13 protein-coding genes are annotated in these 14,322 nt (G+C 52.4%); 6 read left to right on the top strand and 7 right to left on the bottom strand.

Annotation, left to right across the window (positions count from 1 at the left end; translation table 11 throughout):
* The first annotated feature begins 5 nt into the window (after positions 1 to 5).
* The gene (locus ACS0RQ_RS12440) at positions 6 to 1,259 is read left to right on the top strand and encodes a sensor histidine kinase (RefSeq protein ID WP_271851516.1); all 1,254 of its coding nucleotides are present in this window, start codon (positions 6 to 8) and stop codon (positions 1,257 to 1,259) included.
* Between the two features lie 358 nt (positions 1,260 to 1,617).
* A complete protein-coding gene (locus ACS0RQ_RS12435) occupies positions 1,618 to 2,163 on the top strand; it encodes a dihydrofolate reductase family protein (RefSeq protein WP_271851517.1) in 546 nt (181 codons plus the stop codon).
* Between the two features lie 133 nt (positions 2,164 to 2,296).
* On the opposite strand, the gene ACS0RQ_RS12430 is transcribed toward ACS0RQ_RS12435, so the two are convergent.
* Positions 2,297 to 3,280: an NAD-dependent epimerase/dehydratase family protein gene (locus ACS0RQ_RS12430; protein WP_271851518.1), complete on the bottom strand. Its 984-nt coding sequence runs from the start codon at positions 3,278 to 3,280 to the stop codon at positions 2,297 to 2,299.
* Positions 3,281 to 3,374: 94 nt separating this feature from the next.
* On the opposite strand from ACS0RQ_RS12430, the gene ACS0RQ_RS12425 reads away from it, so the two are divergent.
* Positions 3,375 to 4,283, top strand: a complete 909-nt coding sequence (locus tag ACS0RQ_RS12425) for a LysR family transcriptional regulator (protein WP_271851519.1) — start codon at positions 3,375 to 3,377, stop codon at positions 4,281 to 4,283.
* A 165-nt stretch (positions 4,284 to 4,448) separates the two neighbouring features.
* Here the strand turns inward: ACS0RQ_RS12425 and ACS0RQ_RS12420 are convergent, their stop codons facing one another.
* Entirely contained in the window at positions 4,449 to 4,907 is a 459-nt protein-coding gene (locus ACS0RQ_RS12420; protein WP_071195487.1) for a winged helix-turn-helix transcriptional regulator, read from the bottom strand.
* A gap of 61 nt (positions 4,908 to 4,968) precedes the next feature.
* Between ACS0RQ_RS12420 and ACS0RQ_RS12415 the strand changes: the two genes are divergently transcribed.
* Positions 4,969 to 5,205, top strand: a complete 237-nt coding sequence (locus ACS0RQ_RS12415; RefSeq protein WP_193793546.1) for a tautomerase family protein — start codon at positions 4,969 to 4,971, stop codon at positions 5,203 to 5,205.
* A gap of 106 nt (positions 5,206 to 5,311) precedes the next feature.
* Here the strand turns inward: ACS0RQ_RS12415 and araE are convergent, their stop codons facing one another.
* Both araE and ACS0RQ_RS12405 read right to left on the bottom strand, forming a co-directional pair.
* Positions 5,312 to 6,730: an arabinose-proton symporter AraE gene (gene araE, locus ACS0RQ_RS12410; protein WP_115465160.1), complete on the bottom strand. Its 1,419-nt coding sequence runs from the start codon at positions 6,728 to 6,730 to the stop codon at positions 5,312 to 5,314.
* Between the two features lie 304 nt (positions 6,731 to 7,034).
* Positions 7,035 to 7,937 (bottom strand): LysR family transcriptional regulator, encoded by a 903-nt coding sequence (locus ACS0RQ_RS12405; RefSeq protein ID WP_271851522.1) that lies wholly within the window; start codon positions 7,935 to 7,937, stop codon positions 7,035 to 7,037.
* Positions 7,938 to 8,035: 98 nt separating this feature from the next.
* Between ACS0RQ_RS12405 and ACS0RQ_RS12400 the strand changes: the two genes are divergently transcribed.
* Complete coding sequence (locus ACS0RQ_RS12400) at positions 8,036 to 8,758, top strand: SDR family oxidoreductase (protein WP_271851524.1); 723 nt, start codon at positions 8,036 to 8,038, stop codon at positions 8,756 to 8,758.
* A 234-nt stretch (positions 8,759 to 8,992) separates the two neighbouring features.
* Here ACS0RQ_RS12400 and ACS0RQ_RS12395 read toward each other — a convergent pair whose 3' ends face one another.
* Positions 8,993 to 10,066, bottom strand: coding sequence for a LacI family DNA-binding transcriptional regulator (locus ACS0RQ_RS12395; protein ID WP_039078794.1), 1,074 nt, complete (start codon positions 10,064 to 10,066; stop codon positions 8,993 to 8,995).
* 268 nt (positions 10,067 to 10,334) lie between these two features.
* On the opposite strand from ACS0RQ_RS12395, the gene ACS0RQ_RS12390 reads away from it, so the two are divergent.
* Entirely contained in the window at positions 10,335 to 11,600 is a 1,266-nt protein-coding gene (locus tag ACS0RQ_RS12390) for a maltoporin (protein WP_039078793.1), read from the top strand.
* A 246-nt stretch (positions 11,601 to 11,846) separates the two neighbouring features.
* Here ACS0RQ_RS12390 and ACS0RQ_RS12385 read toward each other — a convergent pair whose 3' ends face one another.
* Together ACS0RQ_RS12385 and ACS0RQ_RS12380 are read right to left on the bottom strand one after the other, a co-directional pair.
* Positions 11,847 to 12,167: a PTS sugar transporter subunit IIB gene (locus ACS0RQ_RS12385; protein ID WP_039078792.1), complete on the bottom strand. Its 321-nt coding sequence runs from the start codon at positions 12,165 to 12,167 to the stop codon at positions 11,847 to 11,849.
* A gap of 67 nt (positions 12,168 to 12,234) precedes the next feature.
* The gene (locus ACS0RQ_RS12380) at positions 12,235 to 14,292 is read right to left on the bottom strand and encodes a beta-galactosidase (protein WP_271851525.1); all 2,058 of its coding nucleotides are present in this window, start codon (positions 14,290 to 14,292) and stop codon (positions 12,235 to 12,237) included.
* Positions 14,293 to 14,322 lie beyond the last annotated feature (30 nt).

Raw genomic sequence — 14,322 nt, 5'->3', positions numbered from 1 at the left:
TAATCATGAAAACCCTTTACCGTCAGATGACGCTCAAAACGCGTATTACTGTTTCGTTTGTCCTGCTGATGGTTGCCGTCATGGCGGTTCTTGTCGTAGCCGAACAGCTTGACTACGATGAGCTCAGAGCCTGGGCAATGACAAAAAACCTCGACGAGGCGGCACCGCATCTGAAAGAAGAGGTTGCCAGTGGCGTAGTGCCAACCCTGCCCGCCGGTAGCCTGCTGTATGACGCCCAAACCGCCCCCGATGCTCTGCTCCGGTACGCACCGGGTTACCACCTGTTGGAAGCGTCGGCCTACCGCCACCTGCTGGTCTTTGAACGCAATGCGCAGCGCTTCTATTTTCTGCAGGATGGCGAACCCTACGCCGGGCTTGAGTTGCTGATCGACGGTTTCGCACCGTTTGTCATCGTGGTGTGTATCCTGGGTGCATTCTGGATGGGGCGCCTCACCTCAGCGCGCGTTACCGTTCCGATAACCCGGCTGGCGAACGCAGTACAACGCAACCAGAAGCCCTTACCTTTTATGGATTCTAATGATGAAATCGGCGTGCTGGCGCGTGCATTTGCCCAACACAGTGATGAACTTGAGCGGTTCTTGCACCGTGAGCGATGTTTTGCGGGCGATGCCAGCCATGAATTACGCACACCGCTGGCTATCATTGGCGGTGCCGCAGAAACGCTGGTGCATCAGTTGCCTGCTGACAGCCATTTAGTGCCCGTTGCCGAGCGCGCCGTGCGCACCACGCAGGAAATGGAGCGTCAACTGACATGCCTGCTTTTACTCTCGCGGGATCCGCATACGCTTCCCATCGCCAATGTCTCGCTACGCCCCCTAATCGAAGAGTGCATGGCGCGTTGCCAGCCCTGGCTGGCACGAAAAAACGTCAAGCTCAGGCTGGACGCGCCACAGGACATCCATCTGGCGACCAACGCTGAACTGGCACGCAGCGTCATATGGAACCTGCTGCGCAATGCGTGCCAGTACACCGTTGAAGGCGAAGTTCTTTTGACGTTACGCGGTGCCACGTTAACGGTCACGGATACCGGTCCTGGGCTGCCGTCCAGCATTGCGCCTCACCATTTTCAGCGCTTTCAGTCTGGCTCTCCTCAACATGGCGAAGGGCTTGGACTATCGATTGTTCAGCGCATTGTCGAGCATCTGTGCTGGCACATGTCGGTCGACAGTTCACAACAAGGCTGCTCTTTTACGCTGATCATGCATCGTCTTGTCTCGCCAGACGATACCCTGGAATAAGCCTGCGTATCACAGAGCATCCTCTTTCGAGGAATAATTTGCGCATGCGTTTATTTGATCTCAGCCAGTTCGCCAAATATCCCTGTAGGGCTGAAAACTGTTTAAAATCACGATTACTGTGAGTTTCACTCATCATATGTAAGTTTTTGAATTTAGAACTTAATGTTAATTTCGCAATTAACACAACAGCGCAGCACTCAGTTAATATAAATACTAAACCAATGCCAATAATAACGACCATGACAATGGTTTCATGGCTATATTTGAGGCGGGCGAGAGAATTTTGGTTAAAATGTAATTGCTGTATGATGCCAGCGTCACTCAACGCGATATATACAGCCTGAACAGGGAGCACTTGATGGTCAGCACACACGTTTTTATCGCAGCCAGTCTTGATGGTTACATCGCCCGAGAGGATGGCGATATCGACTGGCTGTTGCAACGCGATGATCCGACAGAAGATCATGGGTATGCGGCGTTCATCGCAGACAAAGATTGGATCGTGATGGGCAGAGGGAGCTATGAGAAGGTGTTGACCTTTGACCCATGGCCTTATGATCGCCCCGTGCTGGTGCTCTCCCGACAGCTAATCGATACTCCAGTGCCTGAGGCGCTAAAGGGCAAAGTGCAGTTCTCATCCCGCACGCCAAAGGAGGTCGTTGCTGACCTGGCAGCGCAGAACGTACATCGCGTCTATATCGATGGCGGGCAGGTGATCCAGTCGTTCCTGCGCGAAGGTCTGGTCGCCGATATTGTTATCACTACCGTTCCAGTCCTGCTCGGTTCGGGAAAACCGCTGTTCGGATCCCTGCCCCAGGATATCGATTTGACGCTGTTATCAAGCCGCAGCTTCCCGTCGGGTCTGGTACAGTCGCACTATCGGCTGACGCCACAAACGGTATAGAAACTTAGCGGCGGCCTGCACCAAAGCGGTATCACCGCCCTGCTGCGACTGGAACTGTTCTGCTGAGCGATATTATCAGCCAGCCCGGCAGTGTTGCGTCGGCAGTTCTGGCCGCCAGACGCAAGAGAACCGCTCACGAATGCGTGAATAACGCCTGATCAATGCAGCCCTGGCCGATTAAAGTGCTACGCACAGCCTCAAGAAGCGGGGTATGCGGTTCGTGGCCTAAGAAAGCGATCAGTTTTGCGTTGTCCATCTGTATTGTCTGTTCCCATAAATAGCGCATCTCCTGCATTTCATGCAGCGTGGTGTTAAAAGGTGCCATCACCGAGATGAGCCACCAGGGAAATGCTTTTACCTTCGCGTTCACACCCGCAAGCTGTGCGACACGCTGTATGGCTCCGGCCATTGCCGTACCATCGGCATCCCAGTGCCCTCGCATATGAAAACAGGCAAAAGAGTCGAGTTGATCGCGACGCGCCAACAGCGCAACCAGCGTTTCGGCGACATCCGGCAGATAGGCCCACTGATGGCCGGTCCCGGCTTTGCCGGGGTTTTTAATTATCCGCGGGTGTTGCCCCGGTTTGATCAATCCCTGCGAAAACCAGTTGTTGCCTGCGTCAGGGCCAAAGAAATCACCGGCGCGCAGAATCAGCACCTTTCCGCCACGCTGCGCGTAAGCGAATAAGGCCTTCTCCATTTGCACCCGTATTGCCCCTTTTCGGGTGACAGGATTTTGGGGAGAGTCTTCCCGCAAGAGTGGAAAGGCGTCCGGGCCGTAGTTGTAAACGGTGCCGGGAAGAACGATTAATGCACCATTTCTCTCTGCGGCATTGATGGTGTTCTGTAACATTGGCAAAACCAGTTGTTCCCAGTTCCGATAACCGGGCGGATTAACAGCATGGACTATCACACTGCATTCTGACGCGGCAACCGCGACCTGCTCAGCATTCAGCGCATCACCCTTTATCCACGTCATGCTCCCGTGTTCTGCATTCTGCGGGGCGCTGCGACGCAACGCATGAACGTCCCATTTTTCGCGGATGAGTTTACGGGCGATTTCGCCACCGATTCCGCCTGTTGCGCCCAGGATGAGTACCTTGTTTGGGTTTTTCATTGTCTTACCTCTGCCGGATGTCTGCTTGACATCGTAGTGCCTGTGCGAGCTAAATGTAATTGCATAATATCAGACAACAGGTATGCATTTTTGTATGAAGCTAAATATTCCATGGGAATGGTATCGAACCTTCCTGGCGGTGATGAAAGAAGGCTCCCTGTCAGGGGCAGCACGCATGCTTTCCATCACCCAGCCCACTGCGGGGCGTCACATAGCAGCACTGGAATCCGCCCTTGGTCTGGTTTTGTTTACCCGTTCACAGACGGGCCTGCAGCCTACGGATGCGGCAGCCGCGCTGCAAGGCCATGCGCAAGCGATGGAAAACACCGCCAGTATGATTGAGCGTTCGGCTGCCAGTTTCAGTGCCCACTCCGCCGGCTTACATGGCGTGGTTCGCGTTTCGGCGAGCGAAATCATCGGCACTGAGGTGCTGCCACCCCTGATTGCACGAATTAAAGAAGATTATCCGCAGGTTACCGTTGAACTGGTGCTGTCTAACCGAATGCAGGATTTATTGAACCGGGAAGCGGATATAGCGGTACGCATGAGCACACCGGTGCAGGAACAACTGATTGCGCGTCGGTTGGGCAGTATTGAAATTGGTCTGCATGCCTCGCCGTCCTATCTGGCACGCCACGCCGCACCGCAGAGTATTGACGCGTTGTTCACCCATACGCTTGTGGGCTTTGATAAAACGACGCCCTTTATTTTACAGGCACTGAAACACTTTCCTCAGTTAAATCGTGAACGCTTTACCGTGCGCACTGACAGCGATGTGGCGCAATTGAACCTTATCCGCGCCGGTGCGGGTATCGGCATGTGTCAGATTCAACTGGCCGATTTCCCTGTTCCGTTAAAGAGAGTGATGCCTGATTTCTTTGCGTTTCATCTTGATACCTGGCTGGTGATGCATGAGGATTTGCGCCACAGCAAGGCCTGTAAAACGGTGTTCGATATTCTCGCTGAAGGCTTACAGGCTTATATCAATCATGTGAGGACATGAAGACGCCCACGTCAGGCCAGCGCCAGCAGGTGACGGAATATCGGCTTCTCGCGCCTGGCAGCCCCTCTGCCCGCCAGGCTTGTCTGAGCAGTCCCTGAGATGGACGTAAAATGTGAGTTTTTAATTCACCCTCAAAAAATCGCGACAACAACGCTGACAGGCAAATTAACGTTTCAAAGCCACTATCTGTAAATTTTTAGCCTCAACGACATCACCTTTTGTTGACACGAATGCGCTGTGTACGACATCCCCCGTACGTTTATCCACTAAGGAAATATGTGGCTCATCATGCAATATATTTTTATGCCCCCATTCCATCAGGGAAATAAGAAGCGGTGCCAGCGATCGGCTTTTTGGTGTGAGAACATATTCATAGCGTTCACGTGTCCCCTCTTCCTGATAAGGGATTTTGCAAAGCAGACCGAGTTCAGTCATTTTTTTTAATCGGTTTGCCAGTGTCTGTTTTGCAATTTTTGTATGTGCGCGCATCGTCTCAAAGCGCGTCACCCCGTAAAAAGCCTCTCTTAGAATTAACAAAACCCATTGATCGCCAAGGAGTTCCGCTGCCGCCGCAAGCCCGCAAAGTTCAGGTAACAGGTACGGTAATGAATTATCTTTTGACATGTGTAGATTTGCCTCTTAACCTAAGTATGATTTTAAGACCTAGCTAATTAAGGAGAATACAATGCCCTTCGTAAATGTGCAAACCATCAAAGGGATTTTGAGCCCGGAGCAAAAAAATGAACTTCTACGTCGTATGACTGACCTTATTGTTGAAATTGAGGGAAAAGGCGATCCTGAGTTTCGGCGTTCGGTATGGGTCCGAATTGACGAGCATGAACCGGAACAGTGGAGTCTGGGGGGAATACAACCCACATCGGAAATGATTGCTGCAAAATTTGGCTCACCGCAGCGACCATAATTTAGCAGAGATAGTGTATCGGTGAGGGTTCTGGATTAAAGCAGGCTAATTTATTAATTAACCTGCTTTACTGCTCACCAATGCGGGATAAATTACGCGCGATAAATTACATCCCAATATTACGCAGTTTTTCACCCGTCATAAGACGACGTTCAATATGTTCCAGCGTCACATTTTTGGTTTCCGGAATCAGCCAGAACGTTAATGCAATGAAAGCCAGATTGAGTGCGGTGTAGAGCCAGAACGTACCCGCCGCGCCAATCGCGTCAAGCAGGGTCAGGAAGGTTGCGCCGATAATCATGTTCGATACCCAGTTTGTGGTGGTTGAACAGGTAATACCGAAATCACGGCATTTTAAGGGCTGGATCTCAGAGCACAGGATCCATACGACCGGTGCCGCGCTCATCGCATACCCTGCAATACACATCATCGTCATACCGACAGAAAGCCATGAAAGACTGCTTGATGGCGAACCGTTATCGAACTGCATCAGGCAGTATCCGAGGATCAGCGTGCCGATAGCCATCACGCTAAAACCGATTTTCAGCGCAGGTTTACGCCCGGCTTTATCGACGGTGAATACCGCAATAAACGTGGCGAACATAAAAGTTAGCCCAACCACAAGGGTGGCGATCATCTGCTGCTCAGTGGTTGTAAATCCAGCCATTTTAAAAATGCGTGGCGCGTAATACATAATAATATTCATGCCCGTGAACTGCTGCATCGCCTGCAACAGCATGCCAAGGTACACGGCTCTGCGCACATTACGATTAGCTTTGAACAACTGGAAACCACCCTGCGTCAGCTTCAAACTTTCGCGGATCTCGTTCAGTTCATCGCGCGCCTTTTCAGAGGTATCGCGCAACATACGCAGTACCTCTTCCGCCTCAATGTGTCGCCCTTTTTGGGCCAGCCAGCGTGGGCTATTGGGCAGAAACACGACCAGAATAATCAGGACAACCGCAGGCAGCGCCAGCACACCGAGCATGGCTCGCCAATTGCCGCTGTAGCTGAAAGCAGTATCGGAAAGGAATGCCAGCACAATGCCTAAGGTAACCATCAACTGGTACATGCTGATCATCTTTCCACGCACATTTTCGCTCGCCATTTCAGAGAGATAAAGTGGTGCAGTGTAAGAGGCAATGCCGACCGCAACGCCCAGCAGCACGCGGGAGAGCAACAACACCTCGACATTGTGGGCGAAAGCAGAGCCCAGTGAACCTGCGACAAAAAGTATTGCACCCGCCATCAGGCTGTACTTACGGCCAAGGCGAAATGATAACCACCCGTTGAAAAGCGCACCTAGCGCTGCGCCCAGCATCATGCTGCTGACTACCCACTCCTGTAAACGGCTGGAAAGCGCAAAATGTTCGGAGATAAAGGGCAATGCACCGGAAATCACCCCGATATCCAGACCAAACAACAGCCCCGCAACAGCAGCCGAGATAGAAACAAACAAATTCATGCGTCGGGTATCACGTAGCGCGCGCGGTAACACTACAGAATCACTACTCATAGAAGCCATTTTTCCTGCCTGCAAAAAAGTAAGGTATCGAATGAAAGTAAATCAGCGGCGGGCCAGAGTGTCAGTGAGCGACATGCGAAAATATGGACGAATTTGCTGTAACCTGTGTTTCTGTGATGGACTTTACAATTACACAAAAAAACACAAAAGTGACGACATTAATTAAGTTATTAATTTAAAAAAATAACTTAAATACCATCTCTAAAAAATATGGATTTTTGAATTTGTAGAATATGGATTAACCAGGTGAGTTTTTGAATATTGACCCACCTGTCGCGTTCTACCTTTTCAGCGCTGTTCTCCGCTATTGCAGTTCCTGCTGCCGCCACCGCCTGACATGGTCGACAAGGGCACGGAGTTTGGGCGCCATATTGCGGCGATGAGGAAAGTAGAGATAGAAACCCGGGAAATAAGGCAGATAATCATCCAGCAGTGAGACAAGTTGCCCGGTCTCAACAAAAGGTCTGAATGTATCCTCCGTGGCAAACGTAATCCCGCCACCGGCCAGCGCGAGCCGCAACATCAGGCGCAGATCGTTCGTCGTGATCTGCGGTTCAATCGCCAGATTGAAAGGTTCCCCCGCCTCCTCAAATTCCCAGCGATAAGGGGCGACATCTTTGGCAGGACGCCAGCCGATACAACGATGGTGAATCAACTCACGTGGGTGCACAGGGGCGTTGTTCGCCGCGAGATACGCGGGCGAGGCAACCGCCATTTCACGTTGCTTTCCGGTAAGCGGGACGGCAATCATATCCTTTTCGATCACCTCTCCAAGCCTTACGCCAGCGTCATAACCCGCAGCCACAATATCAAACTCTTCATCGGTCACGACAATATCAACCGTTACGGCAGGGTTGTCCGCCGCAAACGAAGCAATCAGCGGGCCAGAAAGAAACGCTTCGGCTATCGAGGTCACTGCAATCCGCAGACATCCTCGCGGCACATTGTCCGACGCTATCTCTTCGAACGCCGCGTCAATACTGGATAACGGTGATGACAGAGATTCTCGTAGCCGTTCCCCTGCTTCCGTCAGGGTTACTGAGCGAGTCGTACGCATGACCAGCATTGTGCCGAACGCATCCTCAAGCCGCCTTATTCCCTGGCTGATCGCCGATCGGGTGACGCCCAGGCGTGCAGCAGCGGCGCTGAAATTACGCTCTTCTGCCACGGCGAGAAAAACGGGTAAGAGATTGAGATCAATTTTCATTGTTTAACGTTGCTAACCAGTGAGTCCAGTCAAAGCAGAGTACTGGAAACAATCGTGAAGTTCTATGATCGTTTCGAACTCAACTAAAGGAGCATGCAATGCAGAAAGTGATATTAATTACCGGCGCATCAAGCGGGATTGGCGAAGGGATTGCCAGAGAGCTTGGAAACGCAGGCGCGAAGGTGTTATTAGGGGCTCGCAGGCTGGAGCGTATCGAAGCCATTGCCGCAGAAATACGCAGCGCGGGCGGTGTTGCTCAAGCACGAGAGCTGGATGTCACCAGTCGCCTGTCGATGGCAAGCTTTGTGCAGGACGCGCTGGATAAATGGGGCCGCGTCGATGTGCTGATCAACAATGCGGGTATCATGCCGCTTTCTCCGCTTGCCGCAGGTAAACAGGATGAATGGGAGCGTATGATAGACGTCAATATCAAGGGTGTGCTCTGGGGCATTGGCGCTGTGCTTCCCGTGATGGAAGCGCAGGGTTCCGGCCAGATTATCAATATTGGCTCGATCGGCGCCCTTGCTGTCGTACCAACCGCCGCCGTCTATTGTGCCTCGAAATTCGCGGTCCGCGCGATTTCGGATGGATTACGTCAGGAAAGCCCCACTATTCGCGTGACCTGTGTCAATCCAGGTGTTGTGGAAAGTGACCTTGCCTCAACCATTACGCATCCGCAAACCAGGGCGGCGATGGATGTCTACCGTTCTGTGGCACTAAAACCTGCGGATATTGCCCGTGCCGTGCGGCAGGTCATTGAAGCCCCTGAGAGCGTCGATACAACAGAGATCACCATCAGACCAACCGCATCCGCCAACTGACACGCCTGACTGATAGCGGATAGCTGTCTGTTATTATTTCCCGCCCCTATGACAGATCAGGCATGAGCACGCGTGGATGAGCCCCAATCCACGTAAGGCTCATCCTGACAGTCCTGTTTTTTATAAACAGAGCGTTTTGCGAATCCATAGCGTATGAGCACTGTTCATATGGATTCAGCAAAACGCGGCGGGCTTTCGCTATGGAGCGCCTCAGCGTCAGTAGACGCCTGAACGTTACTTCCACAACTTATGCGCAATTTCCTGCAATTGCTGGGCGATATCCTGCAGGTTAATCCCCTGCTCCTGCACTGCCCCGGTTGAATGACGGACGATAAGCTTTGCTGGCAACACAGACGAACTGCGCGCTGAATCACCGTGGCCGCTATCAAGCAGACGACGCACCGCTTCCTTGCCCTGCAAATCGAGATCCAGCGAAACGGTGGTCAACGCCGGATGGAAGAACGAACTTTCGTAGGTCCCGTCATACCCCACCACTGATTTCTCCCCCGGAATGGCGACCTGATGTTGATGGAATGCGCTCAGCACGCCGAGCGCCATCTGGTCGTTCCCCACCAGCACGGCGGTGAAATTCGGTGTTTCACGTAACATCTGTAACGCGCCTGCGTAACCGCTTTGCGCATCCCAGGTGCCATGAAAAACAGTCACCGGTTTCAGTCCATAACTGTTAAGCGTGTCGATCCAGCTTTTGAGCCGCAGCCTGGCCGACACGGAGGTTTCCGGCCCGGCCAGTAGCGCAATCTCCCGATGGCCCAGTTCATAAAGGTGTTTGACGCTGGCACGGGTGCCGTCAGCCGGGTTAAACGAAACGTTAAACACGGAACTGTAGGGATCGACATCGAGGAACAGGCAAACGATGTCATCGTTGTCAGCCGCGATGCGCTGGGCCTCTTCGGTTTCCAACGGCACGTTGATGATCACTTTGTCTACCAGTTGAGATTTCAGTTCGTTGATGGCGGATTGAATGTCTTGATTGACGTTCTCATCGATCATTGAAATCAACACCTGGTAGCCATCGAGGTTGGCGTAGCGTTTCACCGCCGCCGCCACCTGCGAAGGGGCATGGAGTGCCAGCGAGGTGGTCACCAGACCGACGGTCTGGCTTTGCTTACCCACTAACTGCTGCGCCAGCCGGTTCGGTACATAACGCAATAACTCTATGGATTTCTCCACTTTTAAACGCGTGGTTTCGGATACATTGGCAGATTTGTTGAGTACCCTGGACACGGTCTGGTAGGAGACACCCGCATGGCGGGCTACGTCTTCCAGCGTTGCACTTTTAGACTTCATGGTCCGGTTCCTTATGTTGTTATACGCCAAGTGTAACAGGGGCGACCTGAAAAAACGCTCACCACACATTCCCCCGCCTCATTTTAACAAAATAAGTATGACGCTCACAACCTCCAGCATTGTGAACAGATTCGCTAACGGTAACAAAAAACGCTGATTTATTTGCAGTTAATCACATATTCACAATAGTTAGTTTGCCTGTTTTTACATTTAGGCATTTTATGACACTGCTTATGTGAACGTAATACAAAACAATAAGAGGAATGATATGAACACTACGCTACGCACTCTCTCTCTTGCGTTAGCCACTGCGCTGACTTCAACATCTTTGCTGGCTGCGACATCTGTCCCTATCGACTTTCACGGTTACCTGCGCGGCGGTGTAGGCGTGTCCGGCGATGGCGGACAGGTTGAGTGGCAAAAGAACAAACTGGGTCGTCTGGGTAACGAAACCGATACCTACGGTGAGCTGGAACTGGGTTCAGAAGTCTATAAAAAAGATGACGTGAGTTTTTACCTCGACAGTATGGTCAGCATGGTTTCCGACGGTTCTAACGACAACGAAACCACCATTGGCGACGATGCGCAGTTCGGCTTGCGCCAGTTGAACCTGCAAATTAAAGGGCTTATCCCCAACGATCCCAATGCGGTCATCTGGGGCGGTAAGCGTTACTACCAGCGTCACGACCTGCACATCATCGATACCAAGTACTGGAACATCTCCGGTTCCGGCGCGGGGATTGAAAACTACAGCGTCGGGCCGGGAGCCGTCTCGGTAGCCTGGATCCGGGGTGACGCCAATGACGTTGATTACCGCGTCGATAATGACAATGACGTTAATATCAACTATATCGACGTTCGCTATGCGGGCTGGAAGCCGTGGTCAGGCGCCTGGACCGAGTTCGGCATTGACTATGCGATGCCAAATCCGACGAAAAAGCAGAAAGAGTACGGCGGCTTATACGAAGCGGATGACGGTGTGATGGTGACCGGCGAAATCAGTCAGGACATGTTTGGCGGCTACAACAAACTGGTGCTGCAATATGCCAACAAAGGGCTGGCGCAGAACATGGTATCGCAGGGCGGCGGCTGGTATGACATGTGGCATTATGTCAACGATGCCAGCGGTTACCGCGTGATCAACACCGGGCTCATTCCGATTACCAGTAAGTTCTCGCTGAACCACGTGCTGACCTACGGCTCTGCTAACGACATTACGGAATATACCGACAAAACCCGTCTGGTTTCACTGGTGGGCCGCGCACAGTATCAGATGACCAACTACGTGCGCCTGATCGGTGAAGTTGGTGGCTTCTACCAGAAAGATGACTACAAAAACGGTACCCACTACAAACAGAGCGGCGAAAAATACACCTTCGCGGTGGGTCTGGCAGATGGACCGGAATTTATGTCACGCCCTGAGCTACGTGTCTTTGCTTCCTATTTAAATGATTCAGAAAATGGCAAATCATTTGAAGATGGCACCAAAAATAACACCTGGAACTTTGGCGTACAGGTTGAAGCCTGGTGGTAAATAAACATTCTCTTTCCCGTTATCGCTTAATTGGCTACATCTGTTAATACCGGTTGCTTATATAAATAAGCCCCTGGTTATGTCCAGTGCTGCCGTCGCGATATAAGGCGAGATGATTTTGCTTATTAATGCATTACCCTCGTTATTTATCTCCGAGAACTGCCGGGTTATTACCTGACAGTATTTATATTGCCTTTGCTTTTCTTTTTTGTATTTCGGGATACCCTCACGGGTATCCCTTTTTATTTATGTGCGGGAAAAGAAGTGTTCATCCAGTAATTTGCGCAGCGCATCTGACTGTTTGCCAAATATCGCATGCACCTGCTGACCGAGAATAATCACCCCCAGCGCCCCTTCATGTTGCAGCGCTTGCGGATCCACAACGGACAGATCTTTCACCGTCACCCGTAAACGGGTCAGACAGGCATCCACGGTCTCAATGTTCTCCGCACCGCCAAATGCCTTTGCCAGCCGCTGGATCAATTGCAGCTCAGCTTCGCTGATGGGCACTGCCGCGGTATTTTTCGGTTCAGAGAAGTAGTGCAGGAAAGATTTAAGACTCACCATCATCGACTCCTGATTTTCAACAGATAAAAAAAAGCCTGCCCGAATGGGCAGGCGCATAAGTCAGACATTACGCCTGACGGCGAACAACACGGCAATCCCACGGCGTCAACACCAGCGAACCACTGACCGACGCGGCGGACAGGCAATCCTGATAGCCCTGCGGCAGAGTGATCGTCTGCTGCTGGGCGCTAAAGTTCTGAATAAAAACAAACGTGGTTTCCCCGTCGGTACGCGCTGTTGCCACAACCCCCGGCGGGAAATCCTGCTCAACGGCACGCGGCAGCGCCAGTTCATCAATAAGGCTGGCAAAGAAATCGCGCTGGAACGCCAGGTCGTTGCGTGAAGCAATGTGCCATGCTTTACCCTTGCCAAATTGATTGACCGTCACCGCCGGGCGGCCGGCATAGAAGTCATCCCGATAAGTAGCCAGCGGTTTGGCGCTCTCGGCATGAATCAGTTCACACAGATGGCGCACCTGATACGGCCCCTGTAATCCGGCATCGTTCCCTGCCAGCCCCTGCACCAGATTGCGCTCATTGTCATCCAGGCAGTCGATCTCCTCGGCCCAGACGCCAATCAGTTTGCGCAGCGGGCCAGGGAAACCACCGAGATAACAGAGGTCGCTCTCGTTCACCACGCCGGTCCAGTAAGAGGTAACCAGATGCCCGCCCGCCGCGACAAACGCTTCGGCGCGCTGCGCAAACCCCTCACGAACCATGTAAAGCATGGGCGCGATCACCAGTTGATAACGGCTCAAATCCGCATCGGCGTTAATGACATCTACCGCAATGCCTTTTTCCCAGAACGGGCGGTAGTGTTCATTTACCGTTTTTTCGTACTCCATGCCTTTATTGCGCGGCCCTTCAGCATCGTCCAGCGCCCAGCGATTTTGCTGGTCAAAGATGACCGCCACACGCGCATCGGTGCGACATCCCATCACCGGGGCGAGTTTTTCGAGCATGTCGCCCAGCGCGCACACTTCACGCCCGACTCGGGTATCAAGATGACCAACATGATCGATAATCGCACCGTGGAACTTCTCTACCGAACCGCGGCTTTTACGCCACTGGAAGTACTGCACCGAATCCGCACCGTGCGCCACCGCCTGCAACGAGGACAAGATATGCATCCCCGGCTTTTTCACTTTGCTGGTTGGCTGCCAGTTGGTGACGCTCGGCGTTGACTCCATCAACACAAACGGCTTGCCTCCTTTTAGCGAGCGCATCATGTCGTGGTACATCGCGGTGTAGCAGGCGAGCTGCGTCTCATCTTTGTCCCGGTGCCACATGGGGTAGCTGTCCCAGGAGATGAAATCGATCGCTGGCGCAAGCTGCCAGTAGTCGTAATCGTAGAAATACTCCATAAAGTTGGTGGTCACCGGAAGCTGCGCATTCGCCGCTTTCAGCGGGGCAATTTCATGGCGGCAGAAATCGGTAACCTGCGCGGTGTTAAAGCGTCGCCAGTCCAGATTCAGCCCATGGATCGACACTTCGCCCTGCGGCGACGGCGACTGAATTTGCGACCAGTCGGAATAGGTGTGGCTCCAGAAATCGCTCCACCAGGCGTGGTTAAGGTTTTCCAGCGTCTGGTAACGCGCTTTCAGCCAGTCACGGAATTTTTGCTGGCACAAATCGCAGTGACATTCACCGCCGTACTCGTTGGAAATATGCCAGCCGAGTACCGCCGGATGCTGCGCATAGCGCTCTGCTAGCAGCGTATTGATTTTCAGTGTTTTTTCCCGGTAGACCGGCGAGGTCATGCAGTGATTATGCCGCCCGCCGTGCAGTGCCGTGACGCGATCGCGCCCGACGCGCAGCACTTCCGGGTATTTCTGCGACATCCAGGCAGGCCGGGCGCCGCTCGGTGTGGCGAGGAAAATATGAATTCCCGCCGCATATAATTTCTCAATAACCGAATCCAGCCAGCCGAAATTAAATTCCCCTTCCCGAGGCTCCAGTTTTGACCAGCTAAATATCCCGACCGACATGACATTGCATTTTGCTTGTTTCATCATGGCAATATCGTCATCAATAATACCGGGGTAATTCTCCCATTGCTCCGGGTTATAGTCCGCGCCATGCAATAGCGAGACAACCTTCGGGCTTAAAGGCGCAAATTTATTCATATTAAAGATCCTGAAATTTACAACACCAGA

It is taken from the genome of Phytobacter diazotrophicus (assembly GCF_052061655.1).
Lineage (GTDB): Bacteria > Pseudomonadota > Gammaproteobacteria > Enterobacterales > Enterobacteriaceae > Phytobacter > Phytobacter diazotrophicus.
This window is presented reverse-complemented; position numbering and strand designations above follow the sequence as displayed.

Bases quoted from the DNA above. Each gene is read 5' to 3' on its own strand.
- ACS0RQ_RS12440 (WP_271851516.1), top strand. From the start codon at position 6: ATGAAAACCCTTTACCGTCAGATGACGCTCAAAACGCGTATTACTGTT.
- ACS0RQ_RS12435 (WP_271851517.1), top strand. From the start codon at position 1,618: ATGGTCAGCACACACGTTTTTATCGCAGCCAGTCTTGATGGTTACATC.
- ACS0RQ_RS12430 (WP_271851518.1), bottom strand. From the start codon at position 3,280: ATGAAAAACCCAAACAAGGTACTCATCCTGGGCGCAACAGGCGGAATC.
- ACS0RQ_RS12425 (WP_271851519.1), top strand. From the start codon at position 3,375: ATGAAGCTAAATATTCCATGGGAATGGTATCGAACCTTCCTGGCGGTG.
- ACS0RQ_RS12420 (WP_071195487.1), bottom strand. From the start codon at position 4,907: ATGTCAAAAGATAATTCATTACCGTACCTGTTACCTGAACTTTGCGGG.
- ACS0RQ_RS12415 (WP_193793546.1), top strand. From the start codon at position 4,969: ATGCCCTTCGTAAATGTGCAAACCATCAAAGGGATTTTGAGCCCGGAG.
- araE (WP_115465160.1), bottom strand. From the start codon at position 6,730: ATGGCTTCTATGAGTAGTGATTCTGTAGTGTTACCGCGCGCGCTACGT.
- ACS0RQ_RS12405 (WP_271851522.1), bottom strand. From the start codon at position 7,937: ATGAAAATTGATCTCAATCTCTTACCCGTTTTTCTCGCCGTGGCAGAA.
- ACS0RQ_RS12400 (WP_271851524.1), top strand. From the start codon at position 8,036: ATGCAGAAAGTGATATTAATTACCGGCGCATCAAGCGGGATTGGCGAA.
- ACS0RQ_RS12395 (WP_039078794.1), bottom strand. From the start codon at position 10,066: ATGAAGTCTAAAAGTGCAACGCTGGAAGACGTAGCCCGCCATGCGGGT.
- ACS0RQ_RS12390 (WP_039078793.1), top strand. From the start codon at position 10,335: ATGAACACTACGCTACGCACTCTCTCTCTTGCGTTAGCCACTGCGCTG.
- ACS0RQ_RS12385 (WP_039078792.1), bottom strand. From the start codon at position 12,167: ATGGTGAGTCTTAAATCTTTCCTGCACTACTTCTCTGAACCGAAAAAT.
- ACS0RQ_RS12380 (WP_271851525.1), bottom strand. From the start codon at position 14,292: ATGAATAAATTTGCGCCTTTAAGCCCGAAGGTTGTCTCGCTATTGCAT.